The 21,878-nt window shown below is 66.1% G+C and carries 17 protein-coding genes; 12 read left to right on the top strand and 5 right to left on the bottom strand.

What is annotated here, in order from left to right; translation table 11 throughout:
• The first annotated feature begins 9 nt into the window (after nucleotides 1-9).
• The 5 genes from ACIBG0_RS13895 to ACIBG0_RS13875 all read left to right on the top strand — a co-directional run bounded on the left by ACIBG0_RS13895 (nucleotide 10) and on the right by ACIBG0_RS13875 (nucleotide 3,271).
• Nucleotides 10-468 carry an OsmC family protein gene (locus ACIBG0_RS13895; protein WP_397032363.1) on the top strand — a complete coding sequence of 153 codons (459 nt, stop codon included), beginning with the start codon at nucleotides 10-12 and terminating at the stop codon, nucleotides 466-468.
• Complete coding sequence (locus ACIBG0_RS13890; RefSeq protein WP_397032362.1) at nucleotides 468-746, top strand: acylphosphatase; 279 nt, start codon at nucleotides 468-470, stop codon at nucleotides 744-746. Before ACIBG0_RS13895 ends, ACIBG0_RS13890 begins: the two co-directional genes overlap by 1 nt.
• A 385-nt stretch (nucleotides 747-1,131) precedes the next feature.
• On the top strand, nucleotides 1,132-1,629 hold the full coding sequence (locus ACIBG0_RS13885) for a hypothetical protein (protein ID WP_397032360.1): 498 nt from the start codon (nucleotides 1,132-1,134) through the stop codon (nucleotides 1,627-1,629).
• The gene (locus tag ACIBG0_RS13880) at nucleotides 1,629-2,792 is read left to right on the top strand and encodes a glutathionylspermidine synthase family protein (RefSeq protein WP_397032358.1); all 1,164 of its coding nucleotides are present in this window, start codon (nucleotides 1,629-1,631) and stop codon (nucleotides 2,790-2,792) included. Before ACIBG0_RS13885 ends, ACIBG0_RS13880 begins: the two co-directional genes overlap by 1 nt.
• Nucleotides 2,793-2,821: 29 nt before the next feature.
• A complete protein-coding gene (locus ACIBG0_RS13875; protein ID WP_397032356.1) occupies nucleotides 2,822-3,271 on the top strand; it encodes a DUF350 domain-containing protein in 450 nt (149 codons plus the stop codon).
• Between the two features lie 23 nt (nucleotides 3,272-3,294).
• Here ACIBG0_RS13875 and ACIBG0_RS13870 read toward each other — a convergent pair whose 3' ends face one another.
• The 3 genes from ACIBG0_RS13870 to ACIBG0_RS13860 all read right to left on the bottom strand — a co-directional run bounded on the left by ACIBG0_RS13870 (nucleotide 3,295) and on the right by ACIBG0_RS13860 (nucleotide 7,129).
• The gene (locus ACIBG0_RS13870) at nucleotides 3,295-5,439 is read right to left on the bottom strand and encodes a hypothetical protein (protein WP_397032355.1); all 2,145 of its coding nucleotides are present in this window, start codon (nucleotides 5,437-5,439) and stop codon (nucleotides 3,295-3,297) included.
• 236 nt (nucleotides 5,440-5,675) lie between these two features.
• Complete coding sequence (locus ACIBG0_RS13865; protein ID WP_397032354.1) at nucleotides 5,676-6,617, bottom strand: alpha/beta hydrolase; 942 nt, start codon at nucleotides 6,615-6,617, stop codon at nucleotides 5,676-5,678.
• An 86-nt stretch (nucleotides 6,618-6,703) separates the two neighbouring features.
• Nucleotides 6,704-7,129 carry a DUF1707 domain-containing protein gene (locus ACIBG0_RS13860; protein WP_397032352.1) on the bottom strand — a complete coding sequence of 142 codons (426 nt, stop codon included), beginning with the start codon at nucleotides 7,127-7,129 and terminating at the stop codon, nucleotides 6,704-6,706.
• A 1,181-nt stretch (nucleotides 7,130-8,310) separates the two neighbouring features.
• Between ACIBG0_RS13860 and ACIBG0_RS13855 the strand changes: the two genes are divergently transcribed.
• Nucleotides 8,311-8,919: a hypothetical protein gene (locus ACIBG0_RS13855; RefSeq protein WP_397032350.1), complete on the top strand. Its 609-nt coding sequence runs from the start codon at nucleotides 8,311-8,313 to the stop codon at nucleotides 8,917-8,919.
• 536 nt (nucleotides 8,920-9,455) lie between these two features.
• Nucleotides 9,456-13,073: a chromosome segregation protein SMC gene (gene smc, locus ACIBG0_RS13850; RefSeq protein WP_397032348.1), complete on the top strand. Its 3,618-nt coding sequence runs from the start codon at nucleotides 9,456-9,458 to the stop codon at nucleotides 13,071-13,073.
• Nucleotides 13,074-13,170: 97 nt separating this feature from the next.
• Here smc and ACIBG0_RS13845 read toward each other — a convergent pair whose 3' ends face one another.
• Nucleotides 13,171-14,091, bottom strand: a complete 921-nt coding sequence (locus ACIBG0_RS13845) for an NmrA family NAD(P)-binding protein (RefSeq protein ID WP_397032346.1) — start codon at nucleotides 14,089-14,091, stop codon at nucleotides 13,171-13,173.
• A 106-nt stretch (nucleotides 14,092-14,197) separates the two neighbouring features.
• Here ACIBG0_RS13845 and ACIBG0_RS13840 point away from each other — a divergent pair, with 106 nt between their 5' ends.
• The gene (locus tag ACIBG0_RS13840) at nucleotides 14,198-14,989 is read left to right on the top strand and encodes a TetR/AcrR family transcriptional regulator (protein ID WP_397032344.1); all 792 of its coding nucleotides are present in this window, start codon (nucleotides 14,198-14,200) and stop codon (nucleotides 14,987-14,989) included.
• A 71-nt stretch (nucleotides 14,990-15,060) separates the two neighbouring features.
• On the opposite strand, the gene ACIBG0_RS13835 is transcribed toward ACIBG0_RS13840, so the two are convergent.
• Nucleotides 15,061-15,450, bottom strand: a complete 390-nt coding sequence (locus tag ACIBG0_RS13835) for a DUF2237 family protein (protein ID WP_019048221.1) — start codon at nucleotides 15,448-15,450, stop codon at nucleotides 15,061-15,063.
• 111 nt (nucleotides 15,451-15,561) lie between these two features.
• On the opposite strand from ACIBG0_RS13835, the gene ftsY reads away from it, so the two are divergent.
• From ftsY to ACIBG0_RS13815, 4 genes are all read left to right on the top strand, one after another.
• Nucleotides 15,562-17,322, top strand: a complete 1,761-nt coding sequence (ftsY, locus tag ACIBG0_RS13830; protein ID WP_397032342.1) for a signal recognition particle-docking protein FtsY — start codon at nucleotides 15,562-15,564, stop codon at nucleotides 17,320-17,322.
• 232 nt (nucleotides 17,323-17,554) lie between these two features.
• Nucleotides 17,555-18,934: an ammonium transporter gene (locus tag ACIBG0_RS13825; protein ID WP_397032340.1), complete on the top strand. Its 1,380-nt coding sequence runs from the start codon at nucleotides 17,555-17,557 to the stop codon at nucleotides 18,932-18,934.
• A gap of 4 nt (nucleotides 18,935-18,938) precedes the next feature.
• The gene (locus tag ACIBG0_RS13820; protein WP_040868325.1) at nucleotides 18,939-19,277 is read left to right on the top strand and encodes a P-II family nitrogen regulator; all 339 of its coding nucleotides are present in this window, start codon (nucleotides 18,939-18,941) and stop codon (nucleotides 19,275-19,277) included.
• A gap of 90 nt (nucleotides 19,278-19,367) precedes the next feature.
• Nucleotides 19,368-21,836 carry a [protein-PII] uridylyltransferase gene (locus ACIBG0_RS13815; RefSeq protein WP_397032338.1) on the top strand — a complete coding sequence of 823 codons (2,469 nt, stop codon included), beginning with the start codon at nucleotides 19,368-19,370 and terminating at the stop codon, nucleotides 21,834-21,836.
• Nucleotides 21,837-21,878: the final 42 nt, after the last annotated feature.

The raw sequence follows: 21,878 nt of genomic DNA, 5'->3' as shown, positions 1-21,878 counted from the left end.
GATCAGACCATGGCTGACCAGACCCCCGCATCCGTGACGACGACCGAGCCGACCACCCTGTGGGTCGAGCGCACAGGGACGAGGGCGTACACCGGTCGCAGCTCGCGCGGTGCCGAGGTACTGATCGCATCGCAGGGCGTGCCCGGGGCGTTCACCCCGGGTGAACTGCTGAAAATCGCGCTGGCGGGCTGCTCCGGATTGAGCGCGGACTTCCCGCTCTCGCGCAAGCTCGGCGATACCTTCGACGCGACAATTCGAGTCTCCGGCGACGCCGACCGTGAGAACGAGGTGTACCCGCAGCTCGACGAGGTGTTCGAGCTGGACCTCAGCGAATTGGACGAGCAGGCACGCGAGCGACTGCTGGTCACCGTGCAGCGCGCCATCGACAAGGTCTGCACCGTCGGCCGGACGCTCAAGGCCGGTGCGAAGGTCACCCTGACATTCGATATCGACGCCACCGACGCGTGATGCCGGAATCGGTTCGGCTCAGCGCATGGGTGCACGGCTACGTGCAGGGCGTCGGCTTCCGCTGGTGGACGCGCTCGCGGGCATTGGCCCTCGGCCTGGTCGGACACGCCACCAACGCCCGCGACGGTCGGGTGCATGTGGTGGCAGAAGGGCCGCGACCCGCATGCGAAATGTTGCTGGATCTTCTGCGTTCCGGAGATACTCCTGGTCGGGTCGACGTCGTTGTGGAAAGCTGGGAGCCCGCGCGGGGAGATTTGTCCGGATTCGAGGAGCGGTAGTGGTTTCGACGACCGAGCGATGTGATCGTTGAGTACGGCAGGTCCGGGAGCGGGAGACGACGCGGAGCGGACTCAGCCCGATCCGGAGCCGGGGTCGTCGACGCCCGACGTGCCCGAGTCCGGCGGGTATGCGGGGTTTGAAAGCACGCCATCGCAACCGTTTTCACCGGGGAGTGGGGCCCGCTCGGAAGGTGCCGAGTCTGGTTCTGCAAGTCCTGGGTCCGACGCGGCGGGCGGCGGCTCTGGTTCGCAGGGCGGTGGGGCTGGTTCGCCGGGCGACGGGCCGGTTCAGCCTGGCGCCGAGCCGCGGCGGTTCAGTAGCCCGCCGCAAAGGGGCAGTATCCAGCGGCAAGAGCCCGGTATCACCCAGCCGCGTCCGCCGACGGTGGCGGAGGCGCGGGCGCGTGACAAGGCACGTAAGCACGCCGAGGAGGCACAGCGGGCCGCGACGGCCGCCGCCGAGCAAAAGAAGCGCACTCGCAAGCGCGTGCTCATCGGCGGTGTCGCCATTGTCGGTGTCGCGGGTTTGGTCGGGGGCGGTTATCTCGCATATCGCGCGCTCACCAAACCCGATCAGGTGACCGCCTATTGCACCGTGATCGATCAAAACGGTCAGGAGGTCACCGCGCCCGACGACGACTGCGAGGTCGCCTCGACCGCCGTCGGCTCCGGGACGACCGGCGCGTACACCGGCAGCAACGGGATCTTCATCTACAACGGGCACCAGTACCGCTACTACTACGGCGGCAACAACACCGTCGGCAAACCGCCGTCCGGTGGAACCACCGTGCAGCCCAAGGGTGCTCAGATCTCGACCAAGAGCGGCAGCACCGTCACCCGCGGCGGTCTCGGGACCAGCAGCAAGAGCGGCGGAGGTTCGTAATGCGACGCGTGCGCGCTACACCGCGGGCCGGCTGGCAGCAGATCATCGAAGGCCAAGGGCTGGTCTACGGCTCGCCTGGCCGGGATGCGAGCGGTATGCCCCGGCCGTACTGGGATGAATCGGTGCACTACGAGTTCGAGATGTCGGAAATCCTCGCGTTGGAGGCCGACGTCGAACTGCTGCATTCGATGTGTCTGAAAGCCGTCGAGCATGTCGTGCTCACCGAGCGGTACAAGGATTTTGGTCTGCCCGAATGGAGTTGGGGACCGATCGCGGAATCCTGGAAGCGCAACGACCCGTATGTCTATGGACGCTTCGATCTGCGCTATGACGCGCGCCGTCCGGCGAAGCTGTTGGAGTACAACGCCGATACACCGACCTCGCTGTTGGAGGCGGCAATTGTGCAGTGGCACTGGCTCACCGCGCTCTATCCCGACGGCGATCAGTGGAATTCCCTGCACGAGAAGCTGGTCGAGCGCTGGACCGAGCTGCGCGACATCCTGCCCTCTGCACAACTGCATTTCACCTGGTCCGGTGCGGACGCCACCGGTGAGGACAATGTCACCACCGCGTATATGCAGGAGACTGCGGCCGAGGCCGGATTCGACACCATCGCTTTACCGATCGAGGAGGTCGGATTCGATAGCGAGCTGGAGCGTTTCGTTGATCTGGCCGAGGGGTCGATCGATGCGATTTTCAAGCTCTATCCGTGGGAATGGGTGCTCGACGACGATTTCGGTAAGCGCGTGGTCGCGAGTCTGCCGCAGACCATGTGGGTCGAGCCGCTGTGGAAGACCCTGCTGAGCAATAAGGCGATACTCGCGATCCTGTGGGAGATGTATCCAGGGCACCCGAATCTATTGCCGGCCTATCTCGATCAGCCAAATGAGCTCACCGAGTACATTCGCAAGCCGAAGCTCGGGCGCGAGGGCGCGAATATGACCATTGTCGGCGCGGGCTTGGAGACGGCCACCGGCGGCGTATACGGCGAAGAGGGCTTCGTCTATCAATTGCTCGACCCGCTACCGGAATTCGACGATATGCGCCCGGTCCTGGGCGCCTGGATCGTCGGCGACAACGCGGCCGGACTCGGGATCCGCGAAACCGCCGGATTGATCACCGACGACGGCTCGGCCTTTGTCCCGCACCGCATTACGCAGTAACTACGCGACCTCACCTCGGAAGGATCACGATGATCGCAGTTGCCCTCGAATCGGGTTACTGGAACTCGCTCGGCACCGGCGTTGGAGCCATCGTCTGCTACGCCATTGTCGGCTTGGCCCTCATGCTCGTCGGCTTCTACGCCATCGATCTGACCACCCCCGGCAAGCTGCGCGCGCTGGTCGCCGCTGGTAAGCCCAATGCCATCATCGTCACGGCCGCGGGCATGGTCAGCATGGCCTTGATCGTGGTCCTGGCGACCTACGCTTCGGCGGGCAAGCTTTCCGAGGGGCTCATCGCGGCCAGTGTCTATGGGCTGGTTGGCATTATCGCGCAGGTGGTTTCGGTGCGGGTCATCGAGCGCGCACTCGGCATCGATATCGGCGCGGCGTTGGCATCCGATGTCTACACCACCGAGGTTCTCGTGGTGGCCGCCGCGCATTTCGCGCTCGGCCTGGTTGTCGCCTTCGCCATTCTGTAGATCCTCGGGGGCGGTCCCGGAGGTCAGTTGTCGTAGGAGGCGACTCCTACCGGCCCGACCCCGAGACAGAGGTCGAGTCCTGTGGTGCGAGGACTGATTCGGAGCATGGAACCGCTCCCGATCACTCGAACGTAGACCGTGTTCAACCCTTCGCGAACCGGCACGCCCACGGGCTCGCCGTGTTCGAAAGAGACGGTAATCCGTCCATCTTCATTTGCCAGATAGTTGAGCTGCACAGTCCATTCATGTTCGAGCATCGGCCCGTCCAGCGGAATATCGCTCGGCTGCGGGCCCCGAATCCGATACCCACAGCCACCCTCGGGTCCAGGCAGAGCACTGCGATTCCACCAAACCGCCGCCGCCACGATCTCCCCACTATCGGTAATCATCCGCAGCCGCGGTGTCGAATCAGCAAACGTATTCGGCTCAGCGATCGGCGCGAGCACCCGACTGACCAGATTCTGCGGATAGGCCGTCGGATTCAACACATCCCACGGCACCTCCTGCTCCAGCAGCGGCACCCCATCCGCCCCCGCCAACGCCGCCTTCACATTCGTCACATACGTCTTGGTCGGATTAATCCGCCAAGACTTCACAAACGCCGTAGTAGACCAGAGACTGCTCACCAGAAACACCGCCCCCAATACCGCAGTGACCCGCGGACCAGGCACGAATACCGGTATGCGACTACCCATTCCGGGAATCCACCTGGTCATCCGGCCGCCGACCGCGAACAGCGCACGAGCACGGCCGTGTATCGCGGGGAGCTGTCGACGCGAATCTGCGAGCCGCCCAGGAGTGTGGTCCTTCGGGGTGGTCGCATCGCATTGTGAGTCGGGAAGCGCCGCGGCAGCGTGGCCGCGTGTACCCGCAAACAGCGCACGAACGCGGCCTTGTCCAACGGGGGCGCGGCGACGCGAATCAGCATCACGATCTCTGGGGCGCTGCCCGCGCGCGAGATCGCGAAGGCCGGGAAGCATTTCAGCGGCGTGCGTACCAGGAAGCGAATCCGGAGCATGGTCGCGCGGTTGAGCACGCAATATCAGGGCACCCGCTGCGGTCGAAATCACTGCGATATCGGCGAAATAGCGCAGGGACTGCATCAATTCGCCTGCGGTATTCGGTCCGCTGCGGGCCAAGGCGACCGGCAGTTGTGCGACGAGTACATATACCGCCGCTGTCAGCCATACCGGCCCCACACGAAGCCGGGCACGCATCGAAAGCAATACGAGCGCACACAACGCGACCCACGCCGACACCACCGCCCAACCCGGCGGATCCGCCCATGGCGTCGACGGGAGCCAGCGCTCCCAACTCCACGGTCCGCCGAACAGCGTTGGCACAATCCCCAATGACGTTGCGTCGGGCAATAAGTCACGCAACTCCGCCGGGCTGGTCTGCACCGCCGAAACGTCCACCACCGTCAGATATCCGGCAAGCCAACAGGCGATCACCACACCGGAGCCAGCCCACAGCGCCACCCCACGCCGCGCCACCACGCGCAGCGCGGATCCGAGACCGTCGACGTGCCGAACGAGCACGACTACGGCGAATGCCGCAAACGGAACGATCACCGACTTCTCGAAAAATAGCAGCGCCACCCCAAGCACCACGACCGCCGATACCGCATATCGCCGCCGCCCTGTCTCGAGCAGCCGCACCGCATCACCGATCACCCAAGCGAGCGCGAATTGCAGCGGCAGCGCATTGAGCGCGGCGGCCCACCATGCGTACGCGGGCAGCGTCAGCGGACAGAACAGATAGAACCCCAACGGCACGAGAATCGCCCAGCGGACCCCGGCGAGCACGACCAGCATCCGTACCACCGCCACCGACGCCACCAACTGCAGCACCACCAGCGATACCACCGGCCCGGCCCACGTCAACGGGGCAACCCTGGTAACCACCCAAGCTGTGGCAAACGCCAACGGCATGAAATGCCCGTCATGGTTGTACAACAGCAAATCCGCGGACCACAGCGAATAACTCCCCGCCCGCCCCACCAGAATCAGATCATCCCAATAGAAAAACCCGCTCCCCGCCACCCACCCGCGAACCACCAACTGCACCACCACGAGACACGCGGCTACCCCGAGCACAACCCGCCCTGCCTCAACCCTGCGCGCAGGCGCTACGTCGACCAAGTCCGGCACGGCGACGGTATCCATGTCACCCCACCGTAGTGTCACGCCCTGGCCGCGCGACAACTTCGCGCCGTGGACAGCGTGCCCTCTCGCGCCCGCGGTCGCGTTCTCCCGCGCCACGTACCGATTCACCGGGCGAAATGTGCGCGAGAGGTGAATCCGTGCGCGGAGCAATTCTCGAGATTGCGGGCGGGAACAGCAGCCGCCGAGCATGCGCGCGTCGGCGGCTTCGGACTATCGGCGCGACGGGTCCGGCACGGTCATGCGCCGAGGGCTCGGGCCAGGTGTGGCCAGGAATCGTGGAGGTCGGTTTCGAACTGGCCCCAGGTGTGTGAGCCCTCGGGGCGGTTGACATGGATGGCGGGGAGTCCGAGCTCGCTGAGCCGGTCCGCGAACGCATCCGTGCAGGAGCTGGCGATGGCCTCGATGGGCGGGAATCCGAGTCCGCCTTCATCGATCGCGCCTGGGGTGCCGGTGGCGGCCGAAAGGTAGATCGTCTTGCCCGCCAACGCACTCGCATTGGCGAACGCGTCGTGCGTTCGCCAAACCCCTTGGCCCAGCTCACCCCACATATTCACCGGATTAGCGCCGCCGCGGATCACCTGCGCGCTGACCATCGCCACCCCGAGCGCATCCGACGTCCACGGACATCCGCTGTAGGCCGCCACCGCGCTGTACACATCGCGCGCCTGGATCGCCAGATCCACTGCTGACCCCGCACTCATCGACACACCTGCGATCGCATTGCGTCCGGTGCTGCCGAGCCGGGTATCCATAACGGCAGGGAGTTCTCGCGAGAGATAGCTCTGCCAGCGGTTTCGGCCGACTGCCGGATCGTCGCTGATCCAGTCGGTGTACATGCTGTAGGCGCCGCCGATCGGCAGCACCACGTTGACATGTTTATCAGCGAAGAACTGCCGGACATCGGTATCGTCCCACCACGAGATGCCATCGGTGCCGCCACCGATCCCGGTGAGTAGATACAGCGTCGGCGCGGGACCACCCGCGGCTCGAATCACCCTGTTGCTCACCACCCGGTCCATCGCGGGGGAGTACACGTCGACTTGCGAGACCGAACTGTCCAGCGGTGTCTCGCCAACCACGTGCGGCGCCGCCACCGCAGGGGGAACGGATATGACAGAAATTGCGAAACCGGCCACCAGCACACTCACGAGCGAGGCCAAATACCTTGAAGCCCTCACGATTCCGTAGTACCACCAAAGATCACTACGCAAACCCAATGCGTGCCAACACCTTCGAGATGCTCGCCGCGACCCGACCGTGGTTGTCAGTGGGTGTGGCGTCCGAAGCGGCCCGATTCGAAACCGGTCAGCATGCGGAAGGCGAGGACGGCGCCCCACGGGCCGATGACCCACATCGGCCATGGGTAGGTGAATTCGCCGACACTGATCGAGATCGCGGCCCAGATGGTGAGCACCAGGACACTCACTCCGAGCCATGAAGTACCCTCGATCTGCTGCCAGATCGGGAAGCGGCTCATCGAATTCTTTTGCGCGGCAGACTCTTTCGGCAATTTCGGCAGATCCGAGAGCACGAGCTGCAGATCGTCGCGAACGCCGGTCTCATAGACGCGGGCGACGCGCTGATCGTATTCGGCGAGGTCGATTCGTCCGTCGGCCATATGTCGTCCGAGCAGCCGCACAACCTTCTCGCGCTCCGCATCGGAGGCCCGAGTACCAGGCGAGATTTCCATGTCCAGTTCCTAACGACTAGATCCATATTCCACATTGGAATGTGAAATCAGAATGCACCCTCCAATGTGGAATGTCAACCCTTGTGTGGAGGAAGCGGTCGTGCTCGGCGGAGTTCGTACGGTGCCACCTCAGTGCGCTCGGCTACGCGGTGTCAGGCCTATGACTTGCGGTGACGCCGACCGGATTGCTCGTTTCGCCGCTGCGCCTGTTGTTCTCCCCGGTTCGGCTGATGTGGTTCGCCGGGGTGCGTGCCGGATAGCAGGTGGCGGTGTGCACCGGAACTTTCCTCCCGGAGCATGCCGGTCGGTTGGCGGTAGTTCTGTTGTTCGCCGTACCGAGTGGCGGGTGGTTCTTCCCAGCGATCGCTAGACGGCTCCGACCGGCGCGGGTCCGCCGAGTTGCCGCGGCGGCCCTGTGTTGGTTCGTCCCGGTGCGACTCGCTGCGGCGTCGGTTGGGTATGCCCCGACTTGGGGACGGTTCGTCCCAGCCCTCACTCGAAGGCTCGGACTGACGGGAATCCACACCGGCTCCATGGTGGGAGTGCGTGGGTATGTGTGGTTCGTAAGGTGGCTGACCGTGGTGTTGGGTCGGTGCTGCGCTACGGCGGGCGGATGATGGCTCCACCCTGTCATCGGCCGATGATTCGTATCGGGATGCACGCGATCGCCTGATACGGCGTGCCGGTGGATCGTCCCACTGGTCACTTGGCGGTGTGTTCCACTGATCGCTCGATGCGTCGCCCCGATGGTCGTTCAGTGATGTGTTCCAGTGATTACTCGGTGTTGTGCCGTGTTGGGGGCTTTGGTGGTTGTCCCACTGGCTGCTCGGTGGTGTGTCCCAACGATCGCCCGCTGGTGCGTCCCAGCCGTCACTCGGTCTTATGCCCGCATGAGCCTGCGACTGTGCCTCCCACCGATCGTTCGTTCTTCGGCGGGTATTCGACGGCTGGTCGCGGCGTCGGGTTGATGGTTCGTCGGAGCGTTCGGCTGAGTTCCGAGGATCTTGGGAGCGTTGGGATGCGGCGGCCCTGCGGCGGGTGGGCGGTGGAGGGTCTAGGTCGGGTGATGGGTCGCGGCGGCTTGATCGGCTCGGCCGAGGCGGGTCCACGGGGTCGGGTGTATTGCGACGCTTACTCGATAGCTGGTGTGCCCCAGTGGATTCGCGGGACGACGCGGTCGGATGATCGCGTTGGAGGGTCTCGGGATCGACCACCGGCAGCTCCCGGGTAATGCGGTCGGAGGTCTCGCCGCGTTCCCGGAAGGCGGCGACGATGCCTTGGTTGTGCAGCCAGGCGCCCGGGTCGTACCGGTCTCGGGGATCCAGCTCTGGAACCGCGTGTTCCAGGAGGTTGAGCAGGTCACCGCGGCCACCGCCGAGGGCGGCGCGAATGGCGGGGAAGGTGGTGGCGCGGAAGGCCCAGTCCCATTCGTAGGCCGGGTGGGTACCGCTGGAGTCGTGGCCGTGGAAGACCAGATCACCGGAGCGGGTGATCCGGGCTCGCACCGATATGGCGTCGGATTCGATGAGGAAACCGCGGATGTCGGTGCGGGCGCGGGTGGCGGCGTGATCGGCGGCCTTTATCTCGAACCAGGCCGTCGTGAGACCGGTAAGCGCGAGTACGGCGGCGAAGGCGACTTGCCCCCAGACATCGGACAGATCGTTTTTCCGACTGACCTCACACGCGTACAGAAACACCAGGCTCCCCGCGACCAACGTCGCGATGCGCGTCAGCCGCAGCGTCGTCGGATGACGGATCAGACCGAGCGCGGTGCTGGTCTTGGCCGATGACATGCTGTGCACTCCAACTAACGGTCCGCTGGCGAATCAGACAGGATCGTATGCGCCCCGGCACGCCGGCGATACCGCAAGGACAAACCGGTCAGTCCGGGGAGTCGGGGTGCGCGCCGAGTCGAGGAAGACGAGTGATATCGCGCGGCTCGCATCGGCTGCTCCGCCACCATCCCCAGCCGCGTGGCCAGGAAGAACACCGGGCTCAGCACCAAGGGCTCATCGATGTGAATCATCTTGGAAGCCAAGCGGTTGCTGATGCTCGTACCGGACTCGCTCGCCGAGATCGCTGCACGCCCGCCGCCCGCGCCACACGCGGAACGCCCGAGGTGCGAAGGCCGACAAGAGGTGCGAAACTGACACGCGGCCAGCAAATGTGGAGCACACCGAAATGCGGGACATCGGATGCGGAGTCGATAACCTACGCAGGGTGTCCGCCCGCTTACGCGGTAACCGATGCCAGACGGATACCATGGCTGGTCGCCCCGACGGGACGACCAATTGTCCGACAACCGCGCAGGGAAGGGTCGTCGAACTTGCACCTGAAGAGTCTGACGTTGAAGGGGTTCAAGTCCTTCGCGTCCGCGACGACCTTGCGTTTCGAGCCGGGCATCACCTGTGTGGTCGGCCCGAACGGTTCCGGTAAATCCAATGTCGTCGACGCACTCACCTGGGTGATGGGCGAGCAGGGTGCGAAGGCGCTGCGCGGCGGCAAGATGCAGGATGTCATTTTCGCCGGTACCTCCGGACGCGCGCCGCTCGGCCGCGCTGAGGTCACGCTGACCATCGACAACTCCGACGGTGCGCTGCCGATCGACTACGCCGAGGTTTCCATCACCCGGCGCATGTTCCGTGACGGCGCGGGCGAATACGAGATAAACGGCAGCTCCTGCCGCTTGATGGATGTGCAGGAACTGCTCAGCGACTCCGGCATCGGTCGGGAAATGCACGTCATCGTTGGACAGGGGCAACTCTCGGCGATTCTGGAATCGCGTCCCGAGGACCGCCGCGCCTTCGTCGAAGAGGCCGCCGGTGTGCTCAAGCACCGCAAGCGCAAGGAGAAGGCGGTCCGCAAGCTGGAGGCGATGCAGGCCAATCTGGCCCGCCTCACCGACCTCACCACCGAGCTGCGCCGCCAGCTCAAACCGCTCGGCAGACAGGCCGAGGTTGCCCGGCGCGCCCAGACGGTACAGGCCGATCTGCGCGACGCGCGACTGCGGCTGGCCGCCGACGACCTGGTCACCCGGCGCAACGAGCTGGAAAGTCAGCAGAGCAAAGAAGCGTACGCACGCGAACAGCAGATCACGGTGCAGACCGAACTCGATGCCGCCAATGCCGCACTCGCACAGCAGGAATTCCAGCTGTCCCGGCTGACCCCGAGCGCCGAGGCCGCCGCGCAGATCTGGTTCCAGCTGTCCGCGCTGGCCGAGCGGGTCAACGCCACCATCCGCATCGCGGGCGACCGAGCCCGCAACCTGCACACCGAAATACCCGTCGGCAGCGGTCGCGATCCGGAGCAGCTCGAGGCCGAGGCCGAACGCGTGGAGGCCGAGGAGGCCGAACTGCGCGAGGCCGTCGAAATCGCCGCCGAAACCCTGGAGGCCGCGCGCGAGGCACTCGCCGAACGCGAGCAGGCCGCCAAGGCTGCCGAGCAGGCCCATCTGGCCGCGGTGCGCGCTATCGCGGACCGTCGTGAGGGTCTGGCGCGGTTGTCCGGCCAGGTCGAAAATCTGCGCACCCGATCGCAGTCGGTGGATGCCGAGATCACCCGGCTCACTGCCGCGATCGGCGAGGCCCGCCAGCGCGGTGCGGCGGCCCAGGCCGAATTCGAAACGGTCCAGGGCGAACTCGGGGAACTCGAGGCCGGTGAAGCCGGTCTGGACGCACAGCACGAGCACGCGGTGCAGGCCCTCGAACTCGCCGATCAGCGCGTCACTGAACTGCGCGAACAGGATCGCGACGCCAGCAAGCGGGTGGCCTCGCTGAGCGCCCGCATCGAAGCGTTGGGCATGGGTTTGGCGCGCAGGGACGGCGCGGCCTGGCTGGTCGAGAATCGGGCACAGGGCCTGCTCGGGCCGCTCTCCGGGCTGATTCGGGTGCACGGCGGTTTCGAGGCCGCGGTCGCCGCGACCCTCGGCCCGCTCGCCGACGCCGTGGCCGCCGATACCGGAGATTCCGCACACGCCGCGGTCCGGGCGCTGAAGCAGGCCGATGGCGGCCGCGCCGCGCTCGTCTTCGATGCCGCGGCTGCGCCGATCACGTCCGATGGCGTACCGCCCGGCGGGGCGCGCTGGCTGGCCGACGTGGTCGACGCACCCGACAACGTGCGCGGTGCCATTACCGCGCTGACCGCCGGTGTCGCCGTGGTCGACGATCTCGCCGCCGCCACCGAATTGGTCCGCGCTCGGCCGGAACTGCGCGTGGTCACCCGCGACGGTGATCTCACCGGAACCGGGTGGGTGCTCGGCGGATCCGATCGCGCACCGAGTCAGCTGGAAATCCAGGCCGATATCGATACCGCCAAGGCCGATCTGGTCGCAGCCCAACGCCGGGCCGAGGAGCTGGAGGCGGCCCTGTCCGGTGCATTGGCGGAACAAACCGACCGCAAGGATGCCGTCGACCAGGCACTGCTCGCACTGCATGAATCCGATCAGGCCCTGGTCGTGATCTACGACCGTCTGGGGAGGCTCGGCGAGGTGGCGCGCACCGCCCAAGCCGATATCGACCGGCTCACCGGCCAGCGCGCGGAAACCGAGTCGGGTAGGGAAGAAGCGTTGTCGGCGCTGGCCGATCTCGAAGAACGGCTGCGTCGTACCGAACTCGAATCCGAGGTCGACGACGACGGCATGGGCGCGGCGGGCACCGAATCCGCCGGACGCGACCGGGAGGAAGCCGCCGCCGCATTGGCCGAGGCACGATCCATGGAAGTGGAGGCTCGCCTGACCGTGCGCACCGCCGAGGAACGCGCGGAATCGGTTCGCGGCAAAGCGGATTCGTTGCGCCGGGCGGCACGTGCCGAACGTGAGACCAGAGCGCGCGCCGAACGTGCACAGGCCGCGCGCAAGCAAGCCGCCGAAGTCGCCGCCGCGGTTGCCGAATCCGGTGCCAAGGTCGCCGCCGAACTGGAATCCGTTGTGGCGCAGGCCGGTGCGCGCCGCGACGAACTGGTGCGCCGTCGCACCGAATGTGCCACCCAGGTCGAACAGATCAAGGAGCGGGTCCGCGCGCTGACCACCCAACTGGCCCAACTCACCGACGCCGTGCACCGCGACGAGGTCGCCAAAGCCCAAGCGGCGCTGCGCATCGAGCAGATCGAGGCGACCATCGCCGAACAGTTCGGCATCGCACTGGCCGACTTGATCGCCGAATACGGTCCGGATGTGCCGATGCCGCCATCGGATCTGGAATGGCAGGAGTACGAACAGGCCAAGGAGCGCGGCGAACAGGTGACCGCGCCCGCACCGATGCCGTTCGACCGCAAGTCCCAGGAGCGCCGCGCCAAGCGTGCCGAGAAGGACCTTGCCACCCTCGGCAAGGTGAATCCTCTTGCGCTGGAAGAATTCGCGGCGCTCGAGGAGCGCTACAACTTCCTCGCCACCCAGCTGGAGGATGTCAAGAGTGCGCGCAAGGATCTGCTGGATGTGGTCGCGGAAGTCGATGCGCGCATCCTGCAGGTGTTCACCGAGGCGTACGAGGATGTCGAGCGCGAATTCGTCGGCGTCTTCGCGAAACTGTTTCCGGGCGGCGAGGGCAGGCTGGTACTCACCGATCCATCGGACATGCTGACCACCGGTATCGAGGTGGAGGCGCGTCCGCCCGGCAAGAAGGTCAAACGACTGTCGCTGCTGTCCGGTGGCGAAAAGTCGCTTACCGCGGTTGCCCTGCTGGTGGCCATCTTCCGCGCCCGCCCCTCACCGTTCTACGTGATGGACGAGGTCGAGGCCGCGCTGGACGACACCAATCTGCGCCGCCTCATCGGTCTGTTCGAGCAGCTGCGCGAGAAGAGTCAGCTGATCGTCATCACCCACCAGAAGCCGACGATGGAGATCGCCGACGCCCTCTACGGCGTCAGCATGCGCGGTGACGGCATCACGCAGGTGATCAGTCAGCGACTGCGCGGGGAGAACCTGACTCCGGTCGGCGCGGCCGGCTGACCAAACCCTTGTGATCTCCTTTTCGACCTAACTGCCATAGCGCACACTTCCTCGGGATCCGCATCTGCGCGCCCAGTGCGGATCCCGATGACGTGGGTCAGTGTGCGGCGGGGAGCCGGTCGCGGTCCTGTTGCGCCTTGATCTGGGCGGCACCGGTGGTGTCGAGCCAGGATTCGAGGGTATTGAGGGCGGGGTAGATCTCCCGGAGCGCGGGGATGTCCGCGCGCCAGCCGCCGCCGGATTCGTGCAGCAGCCGCCAGGTGTTGCCGATCTGTTCGCCGAGGGCATCGGCTTCGGCCTCGGTGACCTCGTGGTAGCGCACCGGATATCCAGTGGCCCGGGTGATCGCGGCCAGGGCTGCGACGGGAGTGAGTGCGTCACCGGCCAATTCGAGGGTTCGGCCCTGGAAACGATCCGGGTCGGCGAAGGCGAGTGCGGCGAAGGCCGCGATATCGTCGATCGCGATCATCTGCACCGGCTTGTCCGCCGGGAACAGATGCTTTTGCACGCCGTCGACAATGCCGTCCACCGGACTGCCACGCAGGACATAGTTCTCCATGAAGCGCACCGGACGCAACAAGGTATAGCGCAGACCGCTGGCCGCGGTGGCCTGCTCGATGCTGCCCTTTCCGGCCTGGCCCCACGCGGCGTCATCGGTCATCGAAGCGACACCGGTGAATACGATCTGGTCGACGCTCGCACGTTTGGCCGCGTCGATCACCGCGAGGCCCCGGGTAGCTTCCAACTCCGCATTCCAACCATTCGGACCGAAAGCGGCAGGGGGCACCAGGAATACGCCCCGCGCTCCGGCAACGGCCGCGTCGAGTGTGGCGGGAGTGTCGAAGTCACCGGTCACCACTTCGGCGCCGGCATCGGCCAATGCGCGGGCCGCGGGGGCCTGTGGATCCCGGACCAGCGCACGCACCGCGATACCGTCGGCCAGCAGTCGGCGCGCGGTCGCGCCGCCCTGCTTGCCGGTCGCGCCGGTGACCAGGATTGGGTTCTGCTGAAGGGACATGCTCGCCTTCTCTGCTCGATACAATCGGGTCGGATAACCCGTATTCGGACGATATGGGTGCGATCGCCCGCTTGGCCAGGTCCAGGAAACGGAAGGCCGTAACGAAATGTCTGCTTCGCTGTCCGCTCCGGCGCCCGCCGCGGGCGCCGCACGGGCCGATGCCCGCCGCAATCGCGCGCTGGTGCTGGCCGCCGCGCAGCGTGCCTTCGCCGAACAGGGCATCTCGGTCTCACTGGCCGAGGTCGCCCGCAGGGCGGGGGTGGGCGCGGGCACCGTCTATCGGCATTTCCCCACGAAAACCGATCTGCTGGAAGCGGTTATGCAACAGCGCGTCGACCGGCTCGCGACACTGGCCGCCGAATATCTCGACGCGCCGGATCCCGGTGCCGCATTCTTCGCGATCTGCACCGAGGTAGTCATCTCGTCCCCACGCAGCCAGGCGCTCTGCGATATGGTCCAGTCCGATGACGGCTGGCCGAAGGCGCTGCTACGCAGCGCGGGCGACCGCTTCCATCATGCGCTCGGCGCGCTGCTGACCGCCGCGCAGCGCCAGGGTGCGGTCCGTGCCGATATCGAAATCGGCGATGTACTGGACCTTTTCACGGGATGCGTCGCGATCCAACGACGTCAGCGCCCCGGCGGCCCGATGATCAAAGCTGTCGCGATCATGCTCGAAGCGATGCGCGCGAACCCCGTAACGAAACCTGATTCCGAGCCCAAGCCTCGTAACGAAACGGATCTTCGTAACGAAACTCCGCACTGTCCGATATGCGGTACCGAAATCCGTCCCACCGGCACCGGCCGCCCGGCCCGATACTGCTCGGCGGCCTGCCGTCAGAAGGCGCACCGTCAACGAACTACCCGCGCGGCGCTCACCGAGACAGCCTCGCGGCGATAACACCACCGAATCGGCCCAGCGACCGACTGCCCGGGGCAGGACGTGGCTATTGGCATCGTTCGGCGACGGGGCTAGAGCAGATCGCTCACATCATCCGGTACGTCGACGGCGTATTTGCGCAAGATGTCCATCGAGATCACTTCCAGGGCGTTTTCATGGGTGGCTGCCAGCACCACGGGCGCGGCAACACCGTCCTCGTGGGCGTGCAACCAGCGCACGGCCACCACACACCACCGGTCTCCCGGCTGCAGGCCCGGGAAGTTGTTCTCCGGGCGCGGCGTACTCAGATCGTTGCCTATGGACGCCTGGTGTTCGAGAAATTCAGCCGTGACGACGGTGCACACGGTATGGCTGCCCAGATCCTCCGGCCCGGTACTGCAGCAGCCATCCCGGTAGAAGCCGGTGAGAGGATCGGTGCCGCACTCTTCCAGCGGCCCCCCAAGCACGTTTCGATCGGTCACGTCGCCGATACTATTGTCCCTTCGCGAGAAGTTCCGCAGGACAAGAAATCTCGGGGGTTGTGTGTCGGGTCCAGGACGCTGTGGTAAGGCGAAGGATCCGGTTCTGCAAGGATGGTCGGCGTGAGTTCCGAAGCCTGGATCCTGATCGCCGTTGTCGCCGCCCTGCTGGTGGTGGCGTTTGTCGCTGGATTCGTCCTGTACAAGCGCCGTCGCGTCACTCTGACGCCACCCGTCGCCGACAAAGAAGTGACCGACCGGTCGGGTGGATACGCGGCCTCCGGTGGCTTCAACTTCAGTCAGGGTGGCACGGCCACCGCGACACGCCCGGAGCCCGCACCGATCGAACGAACCGATACCGAGGGGCAACCCCATATCGGCGACGACGCGGCGATTCCGCGTGACGCGCCGAAGCGTGGCATTACCAATGTGCCGCTGCCCGAGGGCGATGTCGAAACCGCGGAGTCCGCACCGGTCGAAACCGATAGCGCGGGCACGCCGGCCGAATCCGCAACGGCCACGGTCGATTCGGACACTGCGGTCGATTCGGACGAGGTAACCGCCGAACCCGGAACCGCCCCGCCCACCAGCACCGATGGCGCCGCGCCCGCAGACACCGCCACCTCGGTGGACCCAGGAACCGCCGCGCCGACCGACACCGCTGCGCCGACGGAGACTGCCGCGCCGACGGAGACTGCCGCGCCGAGCGACGCCGCCGCGTCGAGCGACGCCGCTGCGCCGTCGGAGACTGCCGCGCCGAGCGACACCGCCGCGCCGAGCGACACCGCCGCGCCGACGGAGACCGCCGCGCCAACGGAGACCGCCGCGCCAACGGACACAAAACCGGCCCCTCCTGCGGACACCACCCCGCCCACTCCCGATAAAACCTCCGTAGAAACGGCCCGCGAACCTCGCGCCGCCGACGCGGCGACCACGCCCGCCCTCGAGGAAATCGAGCCGACGGCGGGCCGCCTGGTTCGCCTGCGCGGCCGCCTGTCCCGCTCGCAGAACGCCGTCGGCAAAAGCCTGCTCGGTCTGCTCGGCGGCGGCGACCTCGACGACGATTCCTGGGAAGAGGTAGAGGACACCCTGGTCCTCGCCGATCTGGGCACCGCGAGCACCACGGCGGTGGTGGAGCGGTTGCGCGAGGAGATGGCCGCACGCAGCGTCCGCAATACCGAACAGGCCCGCGCCGTACTGCGCGAGGTATTGATCGAGGCGCTACGTCCCGAACTCAACCGCTCGGTACGTGCGCTCCCGCACGACGATCACCCGTCGATCCTGCTGGTCGTCGGCGTCAACGGCACCGGCAAGACCACCACGACCGGCAAACTCGCCCGCGTACTGGTCGCCGACGGCCGCCGGGTCCTGCTCGGCGCCGCCGACACCTTCCGGGCCGCCGCCGCCGACCAGTTACAGACCTGGGGTGAGCGGGTCGGTGCGGATACGGTTCGCGGCAAGGAGGGCGCGGATCCGGCTGCGGTCGCGTTCGATGCGGTCAGTGCGGGTATCGAGCGCGGCGTCGATGTCGTCATGATCGATACAGCCGGCCGGCTGCACACCAAGACCGGGCTGATGGACGAGCTCGGCAAGGTCAAGCGCGTTGTAGAGAAGAAGGCCGCCGTCGACGAGGTCCTGCTCGTCCTGGATGCCACCGTCGGGCAGAACGGCCTCATGCAGGCGCGGGTCTTCGCGGACGTCGTCGATATCACCGGCGTCGTGCTCACCAAGCTGGACGGAACTGCCAAGGGCGGCATCGTCTTCCAGGTGCAGCACGAACTCGGTGTTCCGGTGAAACTGGTCGGCCTCGGCGAGGGTGCCGACGACCTGGCGCCCTTCGAACCCGGCGCCTTCGTGGACGCGTTGCTCGGCTAGTTTCGCGCCTCGATCCTGCCTTTCGGAAACAGCTGTCGGTTTGCTCCGACATAGATCGCGCACCGGCGATGAAACGTCTGTGTACGCCAGGAAACGTCATAGCAACACAACTGCCCCACGCGTTCACTTAGGCGAAACACCGCATCATCACGGATGAAACACCGAATGAGGACCCTTCTGTGCAGGTCCAATTGCCGGAGTCGGCTGGGCCCGAGATGAGGAGGACATTAAGGTGGCTTTTCCCCTTACCGGTGCACCGGACACCGGTGACACCGCCTGGATGCTGGCCAGTTCAGCGCTCGTGTTGTTGATGACGCCCGGCCTGGCGTTTTTCTATGGCGGCATGGTCCGTTCCAAGAACGTGCTCAACATGATCATGATGAGCATCAGTGCCATGGGCCTGGTCGGCGTGCTGTGGTCGCTATACGGATACTCGACCGCGTTCGGTGACAACAAGTTCGGCGTGATCGGCGATCCGGCGCAGTTCTTCGGACTCAAGGGTCTGATCGGCGGCAATTCGGTTGCCGAGGTCAAGGACGCGAGCGGCGCTGTCACCACTGCGGCAGTGAACATCCCGCTCGCGGGCACGATCCCCGCGACCGTGTTCGTCGCGTTCCAGCTGATGTTCGCGATCATCACGGTTGCCCTCATCTCGGGTGCGGTCGCCGACCGCCTGAAGTTCGGCTCCTGGCTGCTGTTCGCCGGTATCTGGGCGACTGTCGTGTACTTCCCGGTCGCGCACTGGGTCTTCGACTTCGACGTCAAGGACACCGACGGCAACGTCGTGCACGAAGGCGGCTGGATCGCGAACAAACTGCTCGCGGTCGACTTCGCCGGTGGTACCGCGGTCCATATCAACGCCGGTGCGGCGGGCCTGGCCCTGGTGCTGGTGCTCGGCAAGCGCAAGGGCTGGCCGAAGACCCCGTTCCGTCCGCACAATCTGCCGTTCGTGATGCTGGGCGCGGGTCTGCTGTGGTTCGGCTGGTTCGGCTTCAACGCCGGTTCCGCGGTTTCCTCCGGTGGTCTGGCCGGTTCGACCTTCATCACCACCACCCTCGCGACCTGCGCGGCGATGCTGGCCTGGCTGCTGGTGGAGAAGATCCGCGATGGCAAGCCCACCTCGCTGGGTGCGGCCTCGGGTGTGGTGGCCGGTCTGGTCGCGATCACCCCGTCGTGTTCCTCGGTCAACGTTGTCGGCGCCCTGGTGATCGGCTTCGTGGCAGGTGCGCTCTGTGCGCTGGCGGTCGGCCTGAAGTTCAAGTTCGGCTTCGACGACTCACTCGATGTGGTGGGCGTGCACCTCGTCGGCGGCGTCATCGGCACCCTGATGGTGGGTCTGGTCGCCGCTCCGGAGGCGGGCGCTGGCAAGACCGGCCTGTTCTACGGCGGCGGGTTCGACCAACTGTGGCGTCAGGCCATCGGTGCCGGTGCGGTACTTGCGTTCTCCTTCATCGCGAGCCTGATCATTGCCTATATCGTGAAGTTCACCATTGGGCTGCGCGCCAGCGAGGAAGCCGAGTCGGTGGGCATGGACGAGTCCGAGCACGCTGAAACGGCATACGATTTCGCTGCTGTGGGTGGCACGGCACGTACCGCCGTCAAGGAGGCATGACGACATGAAACTGATCACCGCAATCGTCAAACCGTTCACTCTCGAGGACGTCAAATCCGGGCTCGAGCAGGCTGGTGTGCTGGGCATGACCGTCAGCGAGGTACAGGGCTACGGCCGCCAGAAGGGGCACACCGAGGTCTACCGCGGCGCGGAGTACTCGGTGGATTTCGTGCCGAAGGTTCGGGTCGAGGTTGTCGTGGACGATGCCTCCGTCGACAAGGTCGTCGAGGTGATCGTCGAGGCTTCCCGCACCGGCAAGATCGGTGACGGCAAGGTCTGGGTGACCCCGGTGGAGTCGATCATCCGAGTACGGACGGGCGAACGCGGTACCGACGCTCTCTGATCGGAAAATCGAAATCGAGCGGCGGCCCCGCTCCCACCGGATAGCCCGGTCGGGGCGGGGCCGTACGCATTTGGATGGACGGGTGAGTTTGTGGGTAGTCACGAGCAAGACGGCAGACAGGTATCCGGGGATGCCGGCACGAACGTCTCCAATGGCGCGACCGACCTGGTCCGGGCACGCAATCAATTGCTCGAGGGCGGACTGCCCCGTAATCCGCGGCTGGACGCGGAATCCCTGCGTTCGGCGCTGGTCGATCTGTTCGAACTCTGGCTGAGCACCAAGGGCGCCGAGCTCGGCATCGGCCACGACAGCGGTCTGGCCGTGGTCGCCGTCGGCGGACTCGGTCGCAAGGAGATGCTGCCGTACTCCGATCTGGATCTGGTGCTGCTGCACGATGACGTCGATCCCACGCGGGTGGCCGAGGTGGCCGATCAGCTCTGGTATCCCCTGTGGGATGCGCATATCAAGCTGGACCACAGCGTGCGCACCGTGCCGCAGGCATTGCGGGTGGCCTCCGACGATCTCATCGCGGCCCTCGGCATGCTCGAGGCCAGGCACATCGTCGGCGATATGGAGTTGAGCAATCTGCTGATCGGCGGGGTCCGGCGGGAGTGGCGGACCGGAATCCGATCGCGCTTCGACGAATTGATCGAACAGGCCGAGACCAGATGGCAGCGCAGCGGTGCGATCGCCCATCGCGCTGAACCCGATCTGAAGAACGGGCGCGGCGGGTTGCGCGATATCCAACTGCTCGACGCACTGGCCATCGCCCAGCTGACCGATGCCATGCCGGGGCTGGGACCGGATGTGCCCGGCGGTGGTCTGAAGCAGGCGCGGCGCCGTTTGCTGGATGTTCGCACAGAGCTGCATCGGGTGGCGGGCCGGGCCCGCGATCAACTGCGAGCCCAGGATGCCGACGAGATCGGCGCGGCCCTGCGCATCGGTGACCGTTTCGATCTGGCTCGCACACTGAGCGATTCGGCGCGGACGGTGAGTTATTCCGTCGATGTCGGTCTTCGTACCGCCGCCAATGCGCTACCGCGTCGTGGCCTCGCGCGACTGCGGCGCATGCCGGTTCGTCGACCACTCGATGAGGGGGTGGTCGAACACGCGGGGGAGGTCGTTTTGGCGCGGGATGCGCGGCCGCAGCGCGATCCCGGGCTGATCCTGCGGGTGGCCGCGGCGTCGGCGCAGACCGGGCTGCCGATGTCCGCGACCACGCTGAATCGACTCTCCGAGGATGCGCCGGAACTGCGCGAACCCTGGCCCAAGGATGCGGTCAACGACCTGTTGATCCTGCTCGGAGCGGGTCGCGGCGTCATTGATGCGGTCGAGGCGCTGGACCGAACGGGCTTGTGGGGCAGGCTGCTTCCCGAATGGGGGGCCGTGCGCGACCTGCCGCCACGCGATGCCCTGCACACCTGGACCGTGGACCGGCACCTGATGGAGGCGGTCGCATATGCGAGCGCGTTGAGCACTCGCGTCGCCCGTCCCGACCTGCTGATGCTGGGTGCGCTGCTGCACGATATCGGCAAGGGCCGCGCCGGTGACCACAGCATTGTCGGCGCCGAACTGGCCACCCATATCGGACGGCGGCTCGGCCTGTGGCCATCGGACGTGCGGACGCTCAGCGCCATCGTGCGTCACCATCTGTTATTGCCCGACACCGCGACTCGGCGAGATCTGGCCGATCCCGATACCGTGCAATTCGTCGTCGATGCACTCGGCGGCGATGTGCAACTACTCGAATTGCTGCATACCTTGGCCGAGGCCGATTCGCTGGCCACCGGCCCCGGCGTGTGGGGCGATTGGAAGGCATCGCTGATCGGGGAACTCGTGCGCCGCTGCCGCCTGGTCATGGCGGGAGATCAGTTGCCCGAGCCGGCACCGATCGCACCGGAACTGCTGGCGAAGGCCGCCGCGGGCGGCGTGCACGTCGATCTGCGGCCCGGCGAGGGCAAGTACACCTACACGGTCACTGTGATCGCACCGGATACGCCGGGACTGCTGTCGGATGCCGCCGGGGTGTTGGCGCTGCATTCGCTGCGGGTGCTCTCGGCGATCGTTGGCGGCGAAGGTTCCTCGGCCATCAATACTTTCGTGGTCTCCCCGAAGTTCGGCGATCCGCCGGACGGCGGATTGCTGCGACAGGAACTGATCCGCGCGACCGCGGGCGATCTGGATCTGTCCGCGTTGCTGGCGAAGCGGGAGCGCGAGGCGACCGGGGCTGGCCCGAGTCAGTATGCGCAGGCGCAGCCCCGGGTGATCTGGTCGGCGACATCGACCCCGGGCCAGGTTGTCCTCGAATTGCGTGCCGAGGACCGGATCGGCCTGCTCAGCCGGTTGGCCGCGGCGTTTGCCGAATGCGGTGCCGATGTGCGCTGGGCCAAGGTGGTGACCATGGGTTCCGCGGTGGTCGACGCCTTCGGCCTCGACCTCGGCGTCGACATTCCGGAGCGGCGCGAAACCATCGAAAAGGCGGTTCTGGGCGTGGTTCCGCGACCCGCCCCCAAACCCCCGGAGGGAGTTGGCCCACCGGGTGACAATTCGGTCTCCTGACCAGGATGATTGACATTTGCGCATGATTTGCTGAAAGCGTAT

It is taken from the genome of Nocardia sp. NPDC050630 (assembly GCF_044457245.1).
Classification (GTDB): Bacteria; Actinomycetota; Actinomycetes; order Mycobacteriales; family Mycobacteriaceae; genus Nocardia.
Note: the sequence above shows the minus strand (reverse complement) of the source record. Positions and strands in the feature narration are given on the sequence as shown.

Bases quoted from the DNA above. Each gene is read 5' to 3' on its own strand.
- ACIBG0_RS13820 (WP_040868325.1), top strand. From the start codon at position 18,939: ATGAAACTGATCACCGCAATCGTCAAACCGTTCACTCTCGAGGACGTC.
- ACIBG0_RS13895 (WP_397032363.1), top strand. From the start codon at position 10: ATGGCTGACCAGACCCCCGCATCCGTGACGACGACCGAGCCGACCACC.
- ACIBG0_RS13880 (WP_397032358.1), top strand. From the start codon at position 1,629: ATGCGACGCGTGCGCGCTACACCGCGGGCCGGCTGGCAGCAGATCATC.
- ACIBG0_RS13845 (WP_397032346.1), bottom strand. From the start codon at position 14,091: ATGTCCCTTCAGCAGAACCCAATCCTGGTCACCGGCGCGACCGGCAAG.
- ACIBG0_RS13875 (WP_397032356.1), top strand. From the start codon at position 2,822: ATGATCGCAGTTGCCCTCGAATCGGGTTACTGGAACTCGCTCGGCACC.
- ACIBG0_RS13870 (WP_397032355.1), bottom strand. From the start codon at position 5,439: ATGGATACCGTCGCCGTGCCGGACTTGGTCGACGTAGCGCCTGCGCGC.
- ACIBG0_RS13860 (WP_397032352.1), bottom strand. From the start codon at position 7,129: ATGGAAATCTCGCCTGGTACTCGGGCCTCCGATGCGGAGCGCGAGAAG.
- ACIBG0_RS13890 (WP_397032362.1), top strand. From the start codon at position 468: ATGCCGGAATCGGTTCGGCTCAGCGCATGGGTGCACGGCTACGTGCAG.
- ACIBG0_RS13840 (WP_397032344.1), top strand. From the start codon at position 14,198: ATGTCTGCTTCGCTGTCCGCTCCGGCGCCCGCCGCGGGCGCCGCACGG.
- ftsY (WP_397032342.1), top strand. From the start codon at position 15,562: ATGGTCGGCGTGAGTTCCGAAGCCTGGATCCTGATCGCCGTTGTCGCC.
- ACIBG0_RS13855 (WP_397032350.1), top strand. From the start codon at position 8,311: ATGATCGCGTTGGAGGGTCTCGGGATCGACCACCGGCAGCTCCCGGGT.